The sequence below is a fragment of the Fodinicurvata sp. EGI_FJ10296 genome (assembly GCF_040712075.1).
Classification (GTDB): Bacteria; Pseudomonadota; Alphaproteobacteria; order DSM-16000; family Inquilinaceae; genus JBFCVL01.
This window is the reverse complement of sequence record NZ_JBFCVL010000005.1, coordinates 443,801-463,967: the sequence shown is the minus strand read 5'-3', so window position 1 is coordinate 463,967 and position 20,167 is coordinate 443,801. Positions and strand designations below refer to the sequence as shown.

Genomic DNA, 20,167 nt, shown 5'->3' with positions numbered 1-20,167 from the left:
TGCCGTGGCTCTCGGCGGGCGAAACGCGGGCCGGGCTCTCGCGGAACGTGTGGACCCCGGACAGCACTTCGTGCTTCCGGGGATGAGACAGGGGCGGATGCTGAGGCAATAAACACAGTCGCCGGATGGCGCTTCGCGCCTCCGGGGAGGGGATAGGACGCGGAGTTCGGGTTAAAAAGTACAGTTGGCGCAGCACGGACGATCTGTGAATCGAGCAGGATCGATGTCGGGGGCGATCAGGAGGGTGACCCGTTGCCACCGACTCCGGAATGGAGGTGCAGAGCGCCAACCGCAGCACTGGGGAGGAGGTCAGTCGCCGCCGGTGGAAAGGGCGTCCATCTTGCTCAGGTCATGAACCCGGACCGTGCCGCCATTGACCGACAGCGCCAGCCGGCCGGCCTTCAGGTCGAGCGCCTGCTGGCCGAAAATCTCGCGCCGCCAGCCGGAAAGGGCCGGCACATCGGGATTGTCTTCGGCCACGATCCGTTCGAGGTCAGCGGAATTGGCCACGAGCTTCTGCGCGACCTTGTGCTGCTCGCAGGTCATTTTCAGCAGCACCTTCAGCATTTCCAGCACGCCGCCGCCATTATCGGCAACCGGCGGCCGTCCGGCGACTTTGGGGCGCTGGTCGGCCGGGACCGCAAGGCCGTCGGCGATAGCCGCCAGAATGGCGGTCCCCTGTTTGCCGCGCGCCATGGTCGGGGCGATGCCGCGCGTCTTGGCCAGTTCCTCGACCGTTTTCGGTGTCCGCATGGCGATATCCACCAGCGGTTCGTCGCGCAGGACCCGGCCACGCGGCAGGTCGCGCGCCTGGGCCTCGCGTTCGCGCCACGCCGCGACGTGTTTCAGAACAGACAGTGCCTTTCGGTCGGTGGAGCGCGTCTTGATCCTCCGCCACGCATCCTCCGGCCGGGTTACATAGGTTTCCTTGTCGGTCAGCGTCTGGACTTCTTCCGACAGCCAGGCCTCGCGGCCGTTGCGGGCCAGATCGTCGCGCAGCGCCTCGTAGGCCGGTCGCAGCAGGGTGACGTCCGCCAGCGCATAGGCCAGTTGCTTTTCCGACAGCGGCCGGAGCGACCAGTCGGTGAAACGCGACGACTTGTCGACCCGGTGGTCGGTCAGCCGTGTGACCAGCGCCTCGAACCCGATGCTTTCGCCGAAGCCGCACACCATGGCGGCAATCTGGGTATCGAACACCGGTGCAGGCACGGTCCCGGTCAATTGCACGAATATCTCGATGTCCTGCCGGGCGGAGTGGAATACCTTGAGCACGTTGGGATCGGCCAGCAGGTCAAGGACCGGCGCCAGATCGATGCCATCGGCCAGCGGGTCGATCGCCGCGGCCTGATCGGCGCCGGCGATCTGCACGAGGCAGAGCTTGGGCCAATAAGTGCTTTCGCGCAGGAACTCGGTGTCGACGGTGACGTACGGCTCCCGCGTCATCGCGGAGCAGAAGGCGTCAAGAGATTTTTGATCGGTGATGAGTGTCATGGTGGCAGCGTTATGCCACGTCACAGCCGCCCGGTACAGCCTCCGGTGCAGTTGTCGAAAATCCAAAGACGCTTTGATCTGTCATCCGTCGGCGGCTTGCTTTACGCGGGTCGCCAGCGCCTTGCGGTCGATCTTGCCGACGGAAGTTTCGGGAAGCGCGTCCAGAAAGATGATCTCGGCGGGCCGGTGGGTCCGCGACAGCGACGAAGCCACCAGATCGCACAGACGGTCGGCATCGCGGGGGGTGCCGTCCGCCAAAACGACGAAGGCGACCGGCACCTGGCCCAGATCATGGTGGGCGCGGCCGACAACGCAGCAGGTCCGGACACCCGGGTCGGCGGCAAGCGCCTGTTCGATCGCCTGCGGCGACAGATTCTCGCCGCCCCGAATGATGACTTCTTTCAGGCGGCCGGTGATGGTCAGGTAGCCGTCGGCGTCGAATCGGCCAAGATCGCCGGTGCGAAGCCGCCCATCGACGACGGCGCGGTCGGCCTGGGGATCGGCGCCGAGATAACCGGTCATGAGGCTGGGCCCCGAGATCGCAATCTCTCCTTCCTCGCCGTCGGCCACCGGCTCGCTGCTGCCGGGCTTCAGCAGCGACACCTGCTGGCCGTGCAGCACCGTCCCGACGGTACCGATCCGGCGCCTGCCCGGCGGATTCATCAGGCTGGTGCAGGTCGCCTCCGACAATCCGTACGAGACGACGAGATCACAACCCATATGAGCCTCGACCCGCCGGTGAAGATCCTCGGTGATCGGGGCCGACCCGCAGCGGGCCATGCGCAGGCCCTGCAACGCCTCGCGGTTGAATGGCTGGTCCAGAAGGCGCGCATACATGGTGGGCACGCCGGTTATGATCGTCGGGCGGTGCCGGTCGACCAGATCGGGAAAGGTGTCGGCCTTGAAGCGTCCGCCCAGGACGACGGTGGCGCCCGCCAGCAATGGCGCGAATATCTGATTGTTCAGGCCGTTGGTGTGATGGAGCGGCATGCTGTGCAGCAACCGGTCTCTGTCCGTCAGCTGCGTATGACGAATGACGCCATCGGCATTGCTGAGCAGATTGCGGTGTGAAAGCATTACCCCTTTCGGGTGGCCTGTGCTGCCCGAGGTGAACAGCAACAGCGCCCGGTTGTCGGGTCCGAGGTCGAGGTCGCGATAGGCGGCCGCTGTACTGAAATCCGCCGCGATCAGACGGCTGGCGCCATATCCAAGGTCCCGGGCACAATCCATGTGATCGTCGTCGGCCACGATCCACGCCGCCCCGACCGCCGACAGCATGGCGCGCAATTGCCCGGCCGATAGCTGGCTGTCGAGCGGGCAGGGGCAGGCGCCGGCCCAGAGGGCCCCGAGGATGGCAATCACCGCATCGATCGACCGGTTCATGGCGATGGCGACGATATCGCCGCGCGCCGTCCCCATCGTGACGAGCGCCGCCGCCGCTGCTGCCGTTCGTTCGGCCAGCGCGGCATAATCCAGCTGTTCGGAGTCCGAGACCAGCGCAATGCGCTCCCGCAGATCCGACGAGTGCCATTGCCGGTAGCAGGCTTCGGGAAGGGAGGGCCACTGAAAATTCATGAAGGTCACCGCAATTCGATCGCCGCATCGCGTTCGAAGCGCTGTTCCGGGTCCAGTGCGGCCAGCGCCGCGCGCTCGCGATCGGTCGGCAACGGCGTGGGTCTGGCGGAGGTTGCGTCGAACGCAAAACCGGTCCGGTCGCGCACTTCGTCCAGGCTGGCTTCCGGATGCCAGGACTCCAGCGCCAGTCGACCGTCGCGCTTGACGAAGACGGCGATCGGCGTGGCGACGCCGTGGAATCCGCCCCACGAGGTCACGAAATCCAGCCTTTCGACCAGCGTGCGGGGCGAGTGCTCGGTTCGCCAGGTGCAGGCGCGATTGGCCGTCGGCAGCATGACGGCCCCGCCGCCACCGCCGGGCAGCCGCACCTTGGGCGCATGCCAGTCGCCGATGACCGAGTTGTTCGCCGACCCCTCACCGTCGATCTGGGCAGCGCCCAGATAGGCCAGATCCATCTGCCCGCGCGTGCACAGGTCGTAGAAATCCTCATTCGAGAAAATCGACGCCGACTGTTCGGCCAGGAGCGGATCGGAACTCGACAGCGGAATTGCCGAGGGCTCCGGATCGACGCCGCCGGCGACGTTGATATAGATGAAATCCCAGTCATAGGCGCGCTTGGCCATCAGGCAGGCCAGCATCGGCAGCGTCGAGTTGACGCCGCTGAAGGTGACTTCGCCGGGCCGAATGAAGCGGGCGAGATTGGTGACGATATAGGAAAAGCCCGTCCAGGTATCAGTCATCGATCAAGCCCTGCTTTCCGGTGCGGCATCGAGATGGCGGGAGAGATCCTTGTCGGCGACATAGGCCTCGACCGCCGGATAATCGATTCCATAGTCCGGCCAGGCCGATCCGGGCCAGGCGCCGTTCGGCACGACGGTTACGGCTTCGACCATGAAATACGGCACGAGAGTCCATTCCGGCCGGGCTTTGAATTCGCGCGTGTCGACCTCGCGTTCGGCCACGACCAGCACGCTTTTGGCGGCACGGGTCATGATCCGGTCCCAATGGCTGGTGCCGGCGACGCGGACATTGCCCTCGGTGTCGACCTCGGTCGCGTGGATGACCGCGAAATCCGGTGCGATAGCCGGGATGACCCAGACATCGCTGTTGGAGCCATAGGGGTCGGCCAGCGCCTTCCACCCGTTCAGTTCGGGAATGTCGCTGCCGTGCAGGCCGCCGCAGGGCTGAAACGGAACGCCGAAGGCAGCGGCCCGCAGCCCCGCCGTCAGACTGGCGCAGGCGTGTTCCTCCAGTTCCAGCGCACCGCTTTCCACGGCTTTGCGATAGCCCCGCGCCAGACCGAAATTGCCCTCCATCGCCACGATGCCGGCCCGTGCCTTGCGGGCGGCACCGGCCCGGCACAGAATATCCAGATCATAGCCTGGCGATTGCTTGATGATCTCCAGGTCGCGGCGGCCCTGGCGGATCAACTCGCGCACGAAGGCGAACGGCCCCCGGTGCAGAAAGCTGCCGCCCAGCGCCACCGAGGCGCCGTCCGGCACCCTGGCCGCCAGCTCGGCCAGCGAGACCTGCTTGTTCTTGTCGATGAATCTGAGGGCCATGAGCGGTCTCCTGCGTTATCGCGGCGCGGCGAGGTGCTGGCGAATGCGGTCCACCAAACCCGGTTCCGCGGCCGACCGGACGAGCCGGGCGAGATCGCCGTCGGATCCGTCGTCGCCAAGCGCCTCGTAAAGCTGCGACCGGCTGGTATCGGGAAGGCTGCGCGCGGCATCGGCGGCCTCAGCAATGATTTCGGGCCATGCAGGCTGATCGGCGATCCGGGTCGCGAAGCCGATCTTGCGCGCCTCGGCCGCGTCGAATGGGCGTGCCGTCTCCAGTATACCCCGTGCCATGTCGCGGCCGACCAATTTCGCAAATCGCCGCGTTCCGAGCACGATGCCGAATTTCAGGCCCGGCATCCGGAACTCTGCACCCTCGGCTGCGATGCGCCACTTGCAGGCGGCGAACAGGTCGGCCCCGGCGCCGAACGTGCGGCCATGGGCAAGGCCGAGGGTCAGGAACGGGGCCCGGTCGATCATTTGCAGCAGCACCTCGATGCGCACGAATCGCAACAGCAATTCGCCATCACTCGATTGGTCGATGCCGCCAAAATCAAAGCCGGCGCTGAAGTTCCGGCCCGTGCCCTGCAGCACCAGCAAGCGGGTGCTGTCGCCGTATGCTTCGGTAACCGTCCGGATCAGGGCTTCGACGACGTCGGCGCCAAGGGCGTTCCGCTTCTCGGGCCGGTCGAGCGTGACCGTGCAGACGTCGTCGCGGCGGTCGATGCTGAGACCGGCGGTCATCAGGTTTTGCCCCGTGGCAAGGCACCCAGCACTTCTTCGGTATGCTCACCCAGCGCCGGCGGCCCGCGCCGAATCGCGGTCTGCTGATCGGAGAACGCCACCGGCGGGCCGAAAGTCCGGGTCCGTTGACCATTGGGCAGGTCGATCGGCTGAACCCAGCCCATATGCGCGACCTGCGGATCGTCCAGCACTTGTGAGTATGCGTTGATGGGTGCGCAGGGGACGCCCGCCGCGCGGAATCGTTCGAGCCAGTCGGCGGCATCCGCCGTGGCGAAGATTTCCTCAAGGATCTCCCGCAGTACAATCTGGTGGGCGGCGCGGGCCGATGTGTCGGTGAACCGGGGATCGCTCGCCAGATCGGGCCGCTCCACCGTGGCGCAGACGCTGTGCCACAAGGCGTCGTTGCCGGCCGCCATGCCGAAATATGTATCCCGCGCCTGGAACGCCTGATAGGGGGCATTGCGGGGATGAGCAGAGCCCATGCGGCCGGGATCCTTGCCGCTGCCGAAATATTCCGAGGTCTGCAGCGCCGCGATCCCCAGCGTCGCGCCCAGCATCGACACGTCGATATGCGTTCCCGGACCGCCCGCGGCCACACCGCGCAGGGCCGCGCAGATCGAGAACGCCGCATAGAGCCCCGACGAGAAATCAGCGACCGGCACCCCGCATTTGACCGGACCGCCATCGGCTTCGCCGGTCACGCTCATGATGCCGGCCATGGCCTGGACCGTCAGGTCGAAGCCGCCTTCCTGCGCGCGCGGTCCCGATTGGCCATAGGCCGAGATCGAGCAATAGATCAGCGACGGGTTGTCCTTGTGGACTGCCTCGAAGCCCAGCCCCAGACGATCCATCACACCGGGGCGATTGTTTTCAATCACCACATGGGCGTCGCGCATCAGGGCCAGTGTCCGCTCGCAATCCTCAGGGTCTTTCAGGTTCAGGGCGACCGAACGCTTGTTGCGGTTCAGAGAGGCAAAATTCTCGCTGAAGCCCTCGTTCAGCGGCGGCCAGCTGCGAAGGCTGTCGCCGCCCTTCGGGTTTTCGACCTTGATCACGTCCGCGCCCATGTCGGCCAGCAACATGCCGCAGAATGGGCCGGCGGCAACATTGCAGAATTCGATCACGCGGATTCCGTGGAGGGGTGACGTCACGGGGCTGTTTCCTGACTTGCGTTGGTCCGGTTTTTCAGGTGTTCTAATATTCAGGACAATGTCCTATATTTTGGGCATATGCGCGTTCATGTGTCAAGAACGGTCGAGACCCGAGGGTGACCCGTCATGGACAAGACATTGATCAAGGGGCTGACTTTGCTGGAAGTTCTGGCCCGCGGCCCGTCGCCGCGGGGAGTCAGCGATCTGGCACAGGCCACCGGCCTGACCCGCAGCAACGCGCATCGCACGCTGCAGACGCTGGTCGCGGCCGGATACGCCCGCCAATGCCCGGACGGTCGATATGACTGCAGCTTGAAGGTATTCGAGCTGGGGAACGCGGTGATTGGCCGGATCGACGTCGCGAGTGTCGCCGGTCCCTTCATTCAAGCCCTGGCGGAGAAATCAGAGGAGACAGTCCACCTGTCCGTCCTCGACGATACCGACGTCGTCTATGTCCAGAAGATTGACAGCCCGCAGCCGGTGCGGGCCTATTCCCGCGTCGGCGGGCGCGCGCCGGCATCGTGCGTCGCCACCGGCAAGGCGCTGCTTGCCTTTCAGGCGCCGATGGGGGCGGAGCAGATTTCCCGCTATCTGTACGCCCACACGCCGCACAGCATTACCGACCCCACGGCCTTCGCGGCGGAGCTGGACCGGATTCGCCGCCAGGGCTATGCGATCAATCGCGGTGAATGGCGCGAGAGCGTGTGCGGGCTGGCCGCGCCGATCTTCGACGCCACCGGACAGGCGGTGGCGGGCGTCGGCATCTCCGGTCCCCGGCAACGGCTCACCGTTACCCGGCTGCGGGCGTTCAGCGGCGATGTTCTGGCCACGGCGTCGGCGATCTCCGGGGCGCTGGGGTATTCCGGGGCGGGGCATTCGGACAATGCGCGTGGCTCGGGGCCGCATGGCGCTGGCGATGCTTGACATTGAGGCCCGTTCGGTGTGGTTTTCGCGGGCGTTTCGGCCCGTCTTGCGACGGCGGATTCGTTCGCCTATTTCAGCCCGTCCCTATTGTCACGAAAGCAGTTCATAGTGATGCATCCGTTCCGCACCCATACTTGTGGCGACCTCCGCGATACCGACGCCGGAGAAACCGTGCGCCTTTCCGGCTGGATCCACCGCAAGCGCGACCATGGCGGGTTGCTCTTCGTTGATCTGCGCGATCATTTCGGCATCACGCAATGCGTGATCGATATGGGCGACAAGACGGGCAGCGATGCGGCCCTGATGGAAATGGCCGAAAGCTATCGTCTGGAAAGCGTCGTGACGGTGACGGGCGAGGTCGTGCGCCGGACCGAGGATACCATCAACGAGAACAACCCCACCGGCCGGGTCGAGTTGCGGATCCGTGACGTGGTGCTGCAGTCGGCGGCGGACCAGGTGCCGCTGCAGGTCAACAGCGATGCGGATGCGGGCGAGGAAATCCGCCTTCGCCACCGCTATCTGGACCTCCGCCGGATCAAGATGCAGCGTAATATCTGGCTGCGCAGCGAGATCATTTCGTCGATTCGCCGGCGCATGATCGAGCAGGGCTTCAACGAGTTCCAGACCCCCATCCTGACGGCATCGAGCCCGGAAGGCGCGCGCGACTTTCTGGTCCCGTCCAGGCTGCATCCCGGCAAATTCTACGCGCTGCCCCAGGCGCCGCAGCAGTTCAAGCAGCTGTTGATGATGGCCGGGTTCGACAAATATTTCCAGATCGCGCCATGTTTCCGCGACGAGGACAGCCGCGCCGACCGGTCGCCGGGTGAGTTCTATCAGCTCGATTTCGAGATGAGCTTCGTGACCCAGGACGATGTGTTCGCGGCGATCGAGCCCGTCCTGCACGGTGTGTTCGAGGAGTTCGCCGGTTTCACCGGCAGCCGTCGTCCGGTGACGCCGCCCCCGTTCCCCCGTATTCCCTATGACGAGGCGATGCTGAAATACGGCTCCGACAAGCCGGATCTGCGCAACCCGCTGGTGATTACCGATGTTACGGAGATTTTCCAGCGCGAGGACGTCGCCTTCAAGGCGTTCCGCTCGACCATCGAAAAGGGCGGCGTCGTGCGGGCCATCCGGGCGCCGGCAGTCGGCGACCGGCCGCGGTCGTTCTTCGACAAGCTGAATGCGTGGGCGCAGGATCAGGGCGCGCCTGGGCTCGGCTATATCCTGTTCGCCGACGGGCAAGGCAAGGGACCGATCGCAAAATTCGTGCCCGAGGCCGCCCAGGCGGCGCTGCGCGAGATCGCCGGGCTTGAGGACGGCGATGCGGTGTTCTTCGTTTGCGATCAGCCGACGCAGGCTGCGCGGATGGCCGGGCTGGCCCGGACCCGCATCGGCGAGGAAATGGAGCTGATCGACCACAACCGTTTCGATTTCTGCTGGATCGTCGACTTCCCGATGTTCGAGCTGAACGAGGATACCGGCCGGGTCGATTTCAGCCACAACCCGTTCTCGATGCCGCAGGGCGGGCTGGAGGCGCTGGAAAACCAGGATCCGCTGACGATCAAGGCCTTCCAGTACGACATCGTCTGCAACGGCGTGGAACTGTCGTCCGGTGCGATCCGGAACCACCGCGCCGACATCATGTACAAGGCCTTCGATATTGCCGGATACCCGGCCGAGGTGCTCGAAGAGCGGTTCGGCGGCATGCTGTCGGCGATGAAATTCGGCGCTCCGCCCCATGGTGGCTCGGCGCCGGGTATTGACCGCATTGTCATGCTGCTGGCCGATGTGCCGAATATCCGCGAGGTCATTGCCTTCCCGCTCAACCAGCGTGCGGAGGATCTGATGATGGGCGCCCCCAACGCGGTGGACGACGCGCGGCTGCGCGAACTGCATATCCGGCCGGCGCCCCCGCCGACCACCGCGAAGAAGCCGGCGGAGGGCTGAGCCTGCGCCGACCTGTCGTGACTCGTCAGGCGACCCGGGCCGGCGGTTCCTGTCCGCTGAAATAGGCCGCGATGTTGTCGAGGCAGCAGAAGCCCATGGCGTTGCGTGTCTCGACCGTCGCGCTGCCCATGTGTGGCAGGATGTAGCAGTTATCGATGTCGAAGTAGCCGGGATTGACCTTGGGCTCGCCCTCGAAAACGTCCAGCCCGGCCGACTGCAGCCGACCCGATTTCAGGGCCCGGATCAGTGCTTCGTCATCGACGACGCTGCCGCGCGCCGTGTTCACCAGAATGGCGTTCGGCGGCATCATGTCGATGGTCCGATCGTTGATCAGGTGATGGGTCTCCGGAGTGCCGGGGCAGTTGAGCGACAGGACATCCGATACGCGCAGCAGCGATTCAACGGTGTCGTGATAGGTGGCTGCCAGGGCTTCGGCCTCGGCGACCGGGCGGCGGTTGTGATAGTGGATCTTCATGCCGAATGCGCGGGCACGGGCGGCGACCGCCTGGCCGATCCGTCCCATGCCCAGAACGCCCAGGCGCTTGCCCCTCAGATCGGTGCCCAGAAACTGGGTCGGCGCCCAGCCCGTCCAACGCCCTTCGCGCAGGATCTTCTGCCCCTCATAGGCCCGCCTTGCGGCGCCCAGCATGACCAGCAGCGTGATATCCGCGGTCGCGTCGGTCAGGACGTCGGGGGTGTTGGTAACGACGAAGCCGAGCTTGCGAGCCGCGTCCAGATCGATATGGTCGGTGCCGACGGACAGCGTCGCAACGATCCTGATCGATTTCGGCAGCGCGGCAAAGGCGTCCCCGGTCATCTTCTCGCTGCCGGTGATCAACAGCGCGTCTGCCTTTTCCGCTTCGGCGGCGATCTTGTCGAGGCCGATCGGGCCGCCATCTTCGTATAGCAGGGGCGAGAACTCGGTCCGCAGCCGGGCCTCCACATCCGCGGGTAACCTGCGCGTTACCAGAACCCGCGGCCGGGGCCGGCTTTCGGCTGCATTTTCCGTCATTTCGGCGTCGCTTTCCATGTTGGTGCCGTTATTCGATGATTGTGTTGACGTCTGGATGAGTCTAACCGCCAAGCGTATGTCCTGCACGGCCTTTGAAGCGAGGGGATCATGACAATCGTATTTCACGCGAGCGGGCGCCCGAACCCGGCAATCGACTGGAAGCGGCCGCTTGGCGGCGTGGGGCTGGCGGCGGCGCTGTTGCTGACCGGTGCGCCGATCGCCGATGTGGTCGCCGACACCCCGAACAGCGGGGTCGGTGGCCCCGGAGGGCTGGCCTCTCACCGGACCTTATACGAGTTTTCGCTGGCCGAGTCCGGCGCGCGCGGCGGGTTGGAGAGCATTTCCGGCACGATGTCCGCTGAGTGGTCGCATGATTGCGAAGGCTGGACGATCGCGCAAACCGTCGACATGGTGCTCTATGACCGAATGGGCGGTGCGATCGAGATCGCGTCCACCTATGCCACGTGGGAGGCTTTCGACGGATCGTCGTTCAGCTTCCGGCTGGCACAGGATTCCGATGTGACCGGTAGCCAGACCCTGCGTGGAACCGCTACCCGGCGCGACGGAAATGACGGGGGTGAGGGGCGAGTTGCCGTGGAGTACCGTTCCCCGACAGAGGGCAGCGAGACCTTGCCGGCCGGTATCATCTTTCCGGTCGCGCACACGGTCGAGCTGATCGAGCGCGCCGCAGCGGGCGAACCGTTCTATGCGGCCACCGTGTTCGATGGCACCGAGATGGATTGGGAACAGAAGGGCAGCGCTTTCGACATCAGCGCGACGGTTTCTGCCGCCGGGCTGCAAGCCGGACCTGAAACCGGATCCGAAACCGATGAAAGAATCGATGACAGCCTTCGTGAAGCCGAAGCCTGGCGCATCGTCCTGGCCCATTTCTCGTCGGATGCGGAACTCATGTCGCCGGAGTTCCAAACGACGATGCGGCTGTTCGGGAACGGTGTCGCCGACCGGCTCGCACTGGACTATGGCGATTTCGTCGTCGACGCCACGCTGACGGAACTGGAGCGCCTTCCCGAGCCGTCCTGCGAGGGATAGGCCCGCCACGTCCCGCTTGCCGACATCGCCTATTTCGGCAGCGACCGACCGGTGACGATCGCTCGATCGCCGAGCTTTCCGCGGATCGCCGTCATGGCCGATTCGACGGATTTTCGCTTTGCCAGGCCCGGATCGGCGAGATCGGCCGGATCGGCGTCACAGCCGGGCGCCAATTCCGATACGCCGACTCCGATCAGCCGGAATCCGCTGCCGGCGGCGGCTTCGCGCGCCATTGCCGAGGCCGTGTCGAACAGCCGTCCGGCCAGTTGCGTCGGCGAGTGGAGCCGCCGGTTGCGGGTTACCGTACGGAAGGATCCGGTTTTCAGTTTCAGGACGACGGTGCGGCCGCAGAGGTCAAGGGTCACCAGCCGCCGGGCGACTTTTTCCGAAAGTGGCCACAACCGGTCGAGCAGGGCGTCGATGTCGTTGATGTCACGGTCGAATGTCTGTTCGGCTGAAATCGATTTGGCCGCGCGTCCCGGAGAGACCGCGCGATCGTCGCGGCCCATTGAGAAGGCCGCCAGTCGCGTTCCGACCGAGCCATAGCGGGCCACCAGCCGCGCTGGATCGCGAAGGCGCAGGTCGGCGATCGTCCTGATATTGTCGGATGCCAGCTTGCGGGCCAGGGCCTGACCGACGCCCCACAAATCCGAGACGCGCCGGGGGCCCAGAAAATCCAGCGTCTCAGCGCGGCCGATGATCGCGAAACCGCGCGGCTTGTCCAGGTCCGACGCCATTTTCGCCAGAAGCTTGTTGTGGCTTAGGCCAACGGACACGGAAATGCCGGTTTCAGCTTCGATCCGGCGCACCAGCCTCGCCGAGACGACCGCCGGACATGCGCCGTGCAGGCGCTCGGTGCCGCTCAGGTCCAGGAACGCCTCATCGATGGACAGCGGCTCGACCAGCGGCGTTGCAGCTTCGAGTATTGAGCGAATCGCGCGGCCGGTTGACTTGTACTTCGCCATATCCGGCCGGACGACGATGGCATCGGGGCACGCTTCGAGTGCCTTGAACATCGGCATGGCCGACCGTACCTCCGACATCCGGGCGATATAGCAGGCAGAGGTGACGACCCCGCGACGGCCGCCGCCGACAATGACCGGGCGCTGCGCAATCGTGGGGTCATCGCGCTTTTCGACGGCAGCATAAAAGGCGTCGCAGTCCAGGTGGGCAATCGTCAGGGTCTTCAATTCGCGGTGCGCCACAAGACGGGGCGATCCGCAATGCGGGCATCGTGCGGGTAGCCGACCGTCGTGATCGGCTGTGGAATCGCAATCCCGGCACAGGGATGTTAACCAATTGTCATTGATCGACATGGTACGGCTATCATGAGATAAGAACGGGTTGATCATATGATGTTAACGGAAAACCCTTAGGGGTGACAGATGGTGCGCATGGTGGTTCGATTTCCGATCGGGCTATCTTCGGGAGACTGGTTCTCCGCCCGGAGGGGGAGGTCGATGCTATGGCGTGTATCTTGAGTGGGGATAGCGACCGATGACAGTCAATATTCCACCCGATCCGACTACCGAGGGGGCGCCGGGTTCAGCCAGCGATAATTTCTACGCCTTATTTGCCACGGTGACTGCCAGAATATAAGTGTCTGTGGCAGTCATTGTTACCTGACAAAAGTCAGCGTATAATCACCTGATCTACCTATTCGCCTTTGCCGAGGAAAAAACAATATGTCAAAGACGGTTTTGATCGTTGAAGACAATGAACTCAATATGAAGTTATTCAACGACTTGCTCGAAGCGCATGGATATACGACCCTTCAGACCAAGGACGGTATGGAGGCGCTGAAAATTACCAGAAAAGAAAAGCCGGATTTGATTCTGATGGATATTCAGTTGCCGGAAGTGTCCGGTCTGGAAGTTACCAAGTGGATCAAAGAGGATGACAACCTGAAGTCCATACCGGTGGTTGCCGTGACCGCTTTCGCTATGCGCGGCGACGAGGAGAAAATACGGGAAGGAGGCTGTGAAGACTACATAGCCAAACCGATCTCCGTTTCGAAATTCCTTGAGACCGTTCAAAAATATCTGGGTTAGGGTAAGCGATGTCGGCACGGGTTCTGGTCGTCGATGACGTATCGGCCAATGTCAAGCTACTCGAAGCAAAGCTTACGCGTGAGTATTTCGATGTATTGACCGCGTCCGATGGTTATCAGGCCCTCGAAAAAGCCGAGGCCGAGCAACCCGACATCATACTTCTGGATGTTATGATGCCCGGCATGGACGGTTTCGAGGTGTGCGAAAAGCTCAAGGCGAATCCGGCGACCCAGCATCTGCCGGTGGTCATGGTAACGGCGCTCAGCGATACGGCCGACAAGGTTCGGGGGCTGGAAGTCGGCGCAGATGATTTTCTGACCAAGCCGGTCAATGATACGGCGTTGTTTTCCCGCGTCCGCTCGCTGACGCGGCTGAAAATGATGATGGACGAGTGGCGGGCACGGGAGAGCACCAGCAACGAACTTGGCGTCATCGAGCGTGGTCCCTGCGAAATCGAAGAAGACGGAACCCGTGCCGGGATCCTGGTCATCGAAGACAGTGCCATGGATCGTGATCGGATCGAAACGACCCTGGCGCAGCAGGATCACAATCTCACACTTGTGGAGACGGGTGTGGAGGGCCTTCAGACGCTGTCCGCGGACATGTTCGATCTGATCATCATCAGCCTGACCTTGATCGACGAGGACGGACTTCGCCTTTGTTCCCAGATTCGCAGCCAGGAACGCAGCCGTCAGATACCCATTCTGTTATTGGCTGATGACGGCGATCTCGACCGTACCGCCAAGGGCCTGGAACTCGGCGCGAACGATTATCTGGTCAAGCCGATCGAGCGGAGCGAGCTGCTGGCCCGAGTCCGAACCCAGATTCGCCGGAAGCGCTATCAGGACCGCCTGCGCCAGAATTACGAGGAAAGCCTGTCGATGGCGCTGACCGACAGCCTGACCGGGCTGTTCAATCGCCGCTATCTGACCACACATCTTGAACGGATCATCCAGCGCATATCCGAGACCCGCAAACCGGTTTCCGCGATCCTTTTCGATATCGACCATTTCAAGATCGTCAATGACACGTACGGCCACGCTGTGGGCGACGAAGTGCTCAAGGAAATCGCCGATCGCGTCAGCCGGAACCTTCGCAATTTCGACATGGTGGCGCGGATGGGCGGCGAGGAATTCGTTATCATAATGCCGGAAGCGCCGCTGGAGGCCGCGTCCTTCGTGGCGGAGCGGTTGCGTATGCGTATCGCCAACGAGCCCTTCAAGGTCAACGCGCCGGTCGGGCAACTCGACGTTTCCGTCAGCCTCGGCGTCGCGTCGGTCCATGACGCCGGCGCACGCCCGGAAGCGCTGATCGAACGGGCAGATAAGGCGTTGTATGCGGCCAAACACAAGGGCCGCAACTGCGTCGTCGCCGACGGCCTCGACGACATCTGACGTCGCGCGCCTGACGTCCTTGGAACTCCCTGGGGCTGCCTCTACGAGATTCACACATCGAGATCGATTACGGTGGATGGTGCTTTCCCCACCCTGATCGTCCCGGGCGCTTTTCGTTTCCTGGCGAATGGACAACGGGACAGCGCCCAAAAAATTCCCCCGCCCCGGACGCGATGCACCATGAAATGGTGCTTCGCAGATCCGGGGCCCATACTGCCAACGCTCTCGCGGCGCGTGTGGACCCCGGATGGCGCTTCGCGCCTCCGGGGAGGGAATGAAAAGCGGATTTCGGCTTAACAAGTACAGTTGGCGCTGCACCGACAATCTGTGAATCCCGTAGGACCGGTGTCGGGACGATCAGGAGCGTCGCGCGTTGCCACCCTCGCCAATTCTCAGCCGCCGCACGAGACAGTCGTCGCTACTCCACCACGATTGTGGTTCCCGCGAGTCGGGCGTGCACTGCGGGGTCGTACATATCCTCAACATAGGCGCCCGGCAGGGTATAGGTTCCCGGCGTCACCGCGCGGAGCAGGAAAGCCAGCCGGAATCCGGCTTCTGCGGGGTTGTCCGGGGCGTAATACGGATCGGGGGCGGCAACGACCCGGTCGTCGCGGATATCGACGCTGACCGTCGGTGTGACCCTTCCGATCCATGGATAGATCGAGCCGATGGTGTCGCCGGTGAGGCGCAGGTCTTCGGCCTCCCAGCCGGCCGGCAGCCACTGCGCCACGACCAGATCGCGGATCCGATCGCTATCCGCCTGTCCGCTCAGTACCATGACCACCGTCTGGCCGCGGCTCATGCCGTCGAAGTCAACCGGTGTGCCGTCGGTCGAATAGAAATCGCGGTAGAGGGTGGCGCCGGCTTGTGTGGCCGACGGTGCGGCTTTGGGCAGGCCCCGGATGGTCAGCCGGTGGCTCACAGGGGCTTCTCCCCGGTTCTCGATCCGAAAGCCCTGACGGAGAAGGTCGGGATCGACAGTGCGCGTAATTGGCGTCAATCGATCCACAACCGATTCCGATCCGATGGTAACCGATAGCGGACCCTGATCGGCCATGGCGGCGGAAGCGGCGCGGAGGCTCCAGGCCAGTTCCTGGGTATTGGGGTAGGGATTATCGCTGATATCGGCGGCGATGTCGGCCCAGAGCGCATCGAGCGTGCCGTCCGGCATGTCGGATTCACCCACCGTCAGGGCGACCAGTGCCGCCTGATCGCGCAACGGCGAGCCATAGTCCCTGCGAGAGGCGTGGGACGCCGTTGACGGCGCGAATTCGATTTCCGGGGCTGTCGCGCGATCAATGACCTGCGCTGCCCGGGTCCGGTCGCCCTGTTCGGCCAGTGCGGCCGCCAATGCGGCCAGGCCGACGCCCGGCTGCATCTGATCGAGCCGGGCCTCGAAGATATAGCGAAGATCGGCCAGCGTGTCCCTTCCGGCCATGGTCAGCACGTAGAGGCCGTAGAGCTGGGCATCGAGGATATCACTATCGGAGGCTACATTGGCGGTTTGCTGCTCGATCCACGACAGGGCCGCCGACAGCGGTGCGCCGGGCACGGTGAAATCGCGCTTCGCTGCTTCAAGCAGAAAGTCCGACACATAGGCTGTCAGCCAGAGCGATTCCGGTCCCCCCGCACCCCAAAGCGAAAAGGCGCCGGTCGATGATTGCTGCGCCGCCACCCGGAAGATCGCCTGCTGGACGGCCTGTCGCGGCGTTTCCAGGCCGGCCAGCGCGGGTGCAAACGGGCCGTCGGCAAGGACCAGCAGCGGGAAGGCGCGGCTCGTCGTCTGTTCGATGCAGGCGAACGGATAATCCGCGAGTTGAGCGGTCAGGGCAGGGATGTCAATGGTCGGCCCGCTGCCCAGAACCTGCGTCACGCGCGTGGTGTCCGGCAGAAAGCCGGCGGTGATGTCGTCGCTGAGCGTAAGGCCGCCACCAACCGGGATCTCACTGAGGAGGGAGCGGGTTTCCGGTGGATGAGCGGAACGCACGCCAAGGCTGCGGTGGCGTTCGATCAGCAGCCCGTCCGGTCCCTCCAGGCGCAACGATATCGTCGTATTGCCGATCAGATCCGCCCGCAATTCCAGGGTGTCGGTCCAGACCTCGCCTTCGCCCAATGAAAGGGTTCGGGCGTCGGGGCCCTTCAGGGCGACCGCGCCGTCGCTGTCCAGGGTCAACGAGTAGTCGCCCGCCGGGCCGTCCAGGTTTCGAAGCTGAAGGGTCGCCTCGGCACGGTCGCCGACGGCCAGGAAACGGGGCAGAACCAGATTGGCGACGACCGGCGCCCGCACGGTCATATCGCTGTCGGCGGCGCCGAGACGGTCGGGCGACCACGCCACGGCCGTAAGCCGGAGGCGTCCGTTGAAATCCGGAACCGGCAGCGTCGCTTCGATGCGGCCGTCGGCATCGGCGGTCAGGATTTCCGACACCCAGGCCGCCACCTCGATCGACGGATCGGGCAGGCCTTCGGGGTCGTCCAGCGCCCAGTCGCCGCCGGTGCGCAGTGTTCCCACCCTGTCGCCGGTCGGATCGATAAGGTTGCCGAACAAATCGCGTATGGCAACGGCGGCCCGGCGCTGGCCGAAGGCGTGGCCGAGCGGGTCCGGGACGCTGTGATCGGTCAGGCCGAGAACGGCGTCGTCCACAGCGGCGAGGATGACATGACCGCCAGCCGGATCGCCGTTGGAATCGGTCAATGCCAGGGATACAGGCACCTCGGTTTGCGGTCGGACCATATCCGGCGCGTCGAGTGCCAAGTTCAGCGTCGCGGGCGCGGGGTCCAGGCCGATCCAGCGCAGGCCGACGGCACGGCGCGGCAGCGGGCCCGACACGCTGTCGGCCGACGCGATGGCGGTCACCAGGACATAGGCGCCGTTCTCCCAATCGTCGGAAACCGGTATTTCGAGGCGAGCGGTGCCGTCGGGCGCTGACACGCGCTGGAAGCTATGGATGGACCTGTCGGCAACGGCGACGATCAGTTCGGCTTCGGGATAGGGCGTTTCGATCAGCACCTCGGCGATGTCGCCGGGGCGGTAATCATCGCTGCTGAGGGATACCGTGACGTTGTCCGCGTTCTCCTGGTCCTCGCCGGTTCCCCAATAGCCGGCGGCGAAGCGGACGCTGGTTTCGGTGCCTTCAGCGGCCATGGTGGCAGAGGTAGAGGGGGCGGGATGGGCCTCGATCCGATAGCGGCCCCAATCGACTGCTTCGTCCACCCGCGCCATGCCGTCAGCGCCAGTCGTGACGGTGTCGCCGCCCACCCGCGTATCGGTGACCAGTTGCTCGGCGTACCAGCTACCATATTCGCGATACCAGACGTAGTCGTATTGCTCGCGATAGAGGTCATAGGTAATCTCGACGCCGGTCATCGGCGCGCCGTCGGTGTCGACCGCCAGGATCGAAAAGCCCGCGACGTCATCGATGTCCCACGCGCCCTCGCGGTCGGGACGGATGCCGACATAAAGCGGCGCCTCGCGGAGGGGAACCGTGGTCCGGTCGCGGGCGGAGCGGCCGCCGGGTTCGTCTACCCAGGCGGTGACGACCGCCTCCAGCGGGCGATCAGCCAGCGGCCGCGGTCGGTGAAATATGGTCGCCGTGGCGCGGCCATCGGCGTCCAGCAGAATCGTCGCCGGTTCTTCCTGCTCTGGCAGAAACGGTACTTGCTCCAGCCCGAAACGGAAGTCCGGGTAGGCCGGGAAGGGTGTCTCCGCCGCTTGAACCAGTACCTCCACCAATCCGGAAAGATCGGAGGCCGGCGCGCCGAAGAAGAAGTCGGCCCGGATGTCGGCCTCGATGGCCGATGCGCCGTCGCTGGCGACAATCCGCCGGGCGTCGACGTCCACATCGATCTGGGGCGGGACAAAATCGGAAACGAACACGTTGGCTTCGGCAACCACCGGTCCGTCGTCGCCAACGGCGACTTCGAGGGTCCAGCCGCCCGTCGGCGCGGTTGCCGGCAGGTCGATCGCCACCCGATAGCCGCCATCGGTATCGTGAACGATCCGCTGGTCGAATTCGTTGCGAACGGGGTTGATCGTCGTGACCGTCAGCGGCAATCCGGTGACGGCACGGCCGGCGGGATCGCGCAGGAGAACGGACAATATGATCGGCTCTCCCGGGCGATAGAGGCCGCGGTCGGTGAAGGCGAAGCCGTCAAGGTCGGCGGGGGCCAGGCGGCCGTCGCCGCCCCGGTCCAGAAGGTCGTGCCCGGAGATGCGCAGGTCGAGAAAGGCAAAATCCGTTTCGCCGTTCAGGGCGTGGAGCATACCCGGCTCGGCGCCGCCGGTACCGCGCATCAGCCCGGGTGCGAACTGCGCCATGCCATTGGCGTCAGTCGTTGCGGTGCCGAGGACCCTGTTGTTGCGGGCGACCAGCGTCAGTTCGATGTCAGACAGTGGGGTGTTGTTCCGCAGCGAGGTGGCGGCGACATGCAGACCGGCATCGGATGCCATCGTCGTCAGCCCGGTGTCCGTCGCGACGAACCATTGGGTTGCCACCGGAACCCAATCCGCCTCCTGGTTGTCGTCGATGCTGGCGGTGAGCAGGTACAGCCCCGGCGAGAAATCCTCCAGTATGTCTCCGACCGGGACGATGGTCGATGCCGGGCGGTTGCGTTCTGTCTGATCCACGGACATCGAGCCGGCCCAGACGGTTTCTCCGTCTTCCTCGGCGATCGCCTCGACCGACCAGCGGTTCAGGTCGCCGTAAAGGATCCATTCGTCGCTGACGGTGGGGATATTGCGCGGATCGATACGCAATAGGCGGAGCGAAGCCTGGTCGGCATTGACCGTGGTCAGCGGAATGCCGCGCCCCAGCCCCAGCGGCAGAATGTGCCCGTCGGAGTCGAAGCGCGCCGTTGGCGTTCGATCGGCGATATAGGCTTCGATGTCGACCGAAGACGCCAGTACCGTACCGTCGGCTGCCGGGGCGCCGTCCCTCAGTTCGATGCTATAAGTGGTCCCGTGCGCCAGCCCGGTCGCGCAGAGCCTGTTGTCCTGGCTGCGGACGTCGAAACCGACGGGTTGAGGCTCGATGCGGAGATAGTCGGTCCAGACGACCCCGTTATTCGCAGCGAAGGACCGGTCGGCGACCATGCAGACCTCGGGGCGATCTCGATCGGACAGCACTTCCTGATTGACGATTTGCAAAGCGTTCGAGGCCGAAGCAATGCCCACCCCCAGGATCGTGACCGCAGCCACGACAGAAAAGCCTGAAAGGACCCTTGTCATTCTGATCTCCGAGGAATGCCGCCCACACAATCCGATTAGCATGCT

General features: G+C 64.4%; 14 protein-coding genes. 5 read left to right on the top strand and 9 right to left on the bottom strand.

Features of this window, described 5'->3' with window-relative positions; genetic code table 11:
- Positions 1-309 precede the first annotated feature (309 nt).
- The 6 genes from rnd to ABZ728_RS13530 all read right to left on the bottom strand — a co-directional run bounded on the left by rnd (position 310) and on the right by ABZ728_RS13530 (position 6,520).
- On the bottom strand, positions 310-1,491 hold the full coding sequence (rnd, locus tag ABZ728_RS13555) for a ribonuclease D (protein WP_366656705.1): 1,182 nt from the start codon (positions 1,489-1,491) through the stop codon (positions 310-312).
- 81 nt (positions 1,492-1,572) lie between these two features.
- On the bottom strand, positions 1,573-3,066 hold the full coding sequence (locus tag ABZ728_RS13550) for a class I adenylate-forming enzyme family protein (RefSeq protein WP_366656704.1): 1,494 nt from the start codon (positions 3,064-3,066) through the stop codon (positions 1,573-1,575).
- Positions 3,067-3,071: 5 nt separating this feature from the next.
- Positions 3,072-3,806, bottom strand: a complete 735-nt coding sequence (locus ABZ728_RS13545; RefSeq protein ID WP_366656703.1) for a CoA-transferase — start codon at positions 3,804-3,806, stop codon at positions 3,072-3,074.
- Positions 3,807-3,809: 3 nt separating this feature from the next.
- The gene (locus ABZ728_RS13540) at positions 3,810-4,628 is read right to left on the bottom strand and encodes a CoA-transferase (protein ID WP_366656702.1); all 819 of its coding nucleotides are present in this window, start codon (positions 4,626-4,628) and stop codon (positions 3,810-3,812) included.
- A 15-nt stretch (positions 4,629-4,643) separates the two neighbouring features.
- Complete coding sequence (locus tag ABZ728_RS13535; RefSeq protein WP_366656701.1) at positions 4,644-5,369, bottom strand: enoyl-CoA hydratase/isomerase family protein; 726 nt, start codon at positions 5,367-5,369, stop codon at positions 4,644-4,646.
- Positions 5,369-6,520: a CoA transferase gene (locus tag ABZ728_RS13530; protein ID WP_366656700.1), complete on the bottom strand. Its 1,152-nt coding sequence runs from the start codon at positions 6,518-6,520 to the stop codon at positions 5,369-5,371. Before ABZ728_RS13530 ends, ABZ728_RS13535 begins: the two co-directional genes overlap by 1 nt.
- Positions 6,521-6,646: 126 nt before the next feature.
- Here ABZ728_RS13530 and ABZ728_RS13525 point away from each other — a divergent pair, with 126 nt between their 5' ends.
- Both ABZ728_RS13525 and aspS read left to right on the top strand, forming a co-directional pair.
- The gene (locus ABZ728_RS13525) at positions 6,647-7,444 is read left to right on the top strand and encodes an IclR family transcriptional regulator (protein ID WP_366656699.1); all 798 of its coding nucleotides are present in this window, start codon (positions 6,647-6,649) and stop codon (positions 7,442-7,444) included.
- Positions 7,445-7,555: 111 nt separating this feature from the next.
- The gene (gene aspS / locus ABZ728_RS13520) at positions 7,556-9,391 is read left to right on the top strand and encodes an aspartate--tRNA ligase (protein ID WP_366656772.1); all 1,836 of its coding nucleotides are present in this window, start codon (positions 7,556-7,558) and stop codon (positions 9,389-9,391) included.
- A 25-nt stretch (positions 9,392-9,416) separates the two neighbouring features.
- Here the strand turns inward: aspS and ABZ728_RS13515 are convergent, their stop codons facing one another.
- On the bottom strand, positions 9,417-10,403 hold the full coding sequence (locus ABZ728_RS13515) for a D-glycerate dehydrogenase (RefSeq protein WP_366656698.1): 987 nt from the start codon (positions 10,401-10,403) through the stop codon (positions 9,417-9,419).
- A gap of 108 nt (positions 10,404-10,511) precedes the next feature.
- On the opposite strand from ABZ728_RS13515, the gene ABZ728_RS13510 reads away from it, so the two are divergent.
- Positions 10,512-11,453: a DUF1849 family protein gene (locus ABZ728_RS13510; RefSeq protein WP_366656697.1), complete on the top strand. Its 942-nt coding sequence runs from the start codon at positions 10,512-10,514 to the stop codon at positions 11,451-11,453.
- Positions 11,454-11,482: 29 nt separating this feature from the next.
- Here the strand turns inward: ABZ728_RS13510 and ABZ728_RS13505 are convergent, their stop codons facing one another.
- Positions 11,483-12,769 (bottom strand): DNA polymerase IV, encoded by a 1,287-nt coding sequence (locus ABZ728_RS13505; RefSeq protein WP_366656696.1) that lies wholly within the window; start codon positions 12,767-12,769, stop codon positions 11,483-11,485.
- A 369-nt stretch (positions 12,770-13,138) separates the two neighbouring features.
- Between ABZ728_RS13505 and ABZ728_RS13500 the strand changes: the two genes are divergently transcribed.
- Together ABZ728_RS13500 and ABZ728_RS13495 are read left to right on the top strand one after the other, a co-directional pair.
- On the top strand, positions 13,139-13,504 hold the full coding sequence (locus ABZ728_RS13500; protein ID WP_366656695.1) for a response regulator: 366 nt from the start codon (positions 13,139-13,141) through the stop codon (positions 13,502-13,504).
- A gap of 8 nt (positions 13,505-13,512) precedes the next feature.
- Entirely contained in the window at positions 13,513-14,898 is a 1,386-nt protein-coding gene (locus ABZ728_RS13495; protein WP_366656694.1) for a PleD family two-component system response regulator, read from the top strand.
- A 418-nt stretch (positions 14,899-15,316) separates the two neighbouring features.
- Here the strand turns inward: ABZ728_RS13495 and ABZ728_RS13490 are convergent, their stop codons facing one another.
- Positions 15,317-20,122 carry an alpha-2-macroglobulin gene (locus tag ABZ728_RS13490; RefSeq protein WP_366656693.1) on the bottom strand — a complete coding sequence of 1,602 codons (4,806 nt, stop codon included), beginning with the start codon at positions 20,120-20,122 and terminating at the stop codon, positions 15,317-15,319.
- Positions 20,123-20,167 lie beyond the last annotated feature (45 nt).

Coding starts and splice junctions, on each gene's coding strand:
- ABZ728_RS13500 (WP_366656695.1), top strand. CDS start 13,139: ATGTCAAAGACGGTTTTGATCGTTGAAGACAATGAACTCAATATGAAG.
- aspS (WP_366656772.1), top strand. CDS start 7,556: ATGCATCCGTTCCGCACCCATACTTGTGGCGACCTCCGCGATACCGAC.
- ABZ728_RS13515 (WP_366656698.1), bottom strand. CDS start 10,403: ATGACGGAAAATGCAGCCGAAAGCCGGCCCCGGCCGCGGGTTCTGGTA.
- ABZ728_RS13540 (WP_366656702.1), bottom strand. CDS start 4,628: ATGGCCCTCAGATTCATCGACAAGAACAAGCAGGTCTCGCTGGCCGAG.
- ABZ728_RS13490 (WP_366656693.1), bottom strand. CDS start 20,122: ATGACAAGGGTCCTTTCAGGCTTTTCTGTCGTGGCTGCGGTCACGATC.
- rnd (WP_366656705.1), bottom strand. CDS start 1,491: ATGACACTCATCACCGATCAAAAATCTCTTGACGCCTTCTGCTCCGCG.
- ABZ728_RS13535 (WP_366656701.1), bottom strand. CDS start 5,369: ATGACCGCCGGTCTCAGCATCGACCGCCGCGACGACGTCTGCACGGTC.
- ABZ728_RS13495 (WP_366656694.1), top strand. CDS start 13,513: ATGTCGGCACGGGTTCTGGTCGTCGATGACGTATCGGCCAATGTCAAG.
- ABZ728_RS13550 (WP_366656704.1), bottom strand. CDS start 3,066: ATGAATTTTCAGTGGCCCTCCCTTCCCGAAGCCTGCTACCGGCAATGG.
- ABZ728_RS13545 (WP_366656703.1), bottom strand. CDS start 3,806: ATGACTGATACCTGGACGGGCTTTTCCTATATCGTCACCAATCTCGCC.
- ABZ728_RS13505 (WP_366656696.1), bottom strand. CDS start 12,769: ATGTCGATCAATGACAATTGGTTAACATCCCTGTGCCGGGATTGCGAT.
- ABZ728_RS13510 (WP_366656697.1), top strand. CDS start 10,512: ATGACAATCGTATTTCACGCGAGCGGGCGCCCGAACCCGGCAATCGAC.
- ABZ728_RS13525 (WP_366656699.1), top strand. CDS start 6,647: ATGGACAAGACATTGATCAAGGGGCTGACTTTGCTGGAAGTTCTGGCC.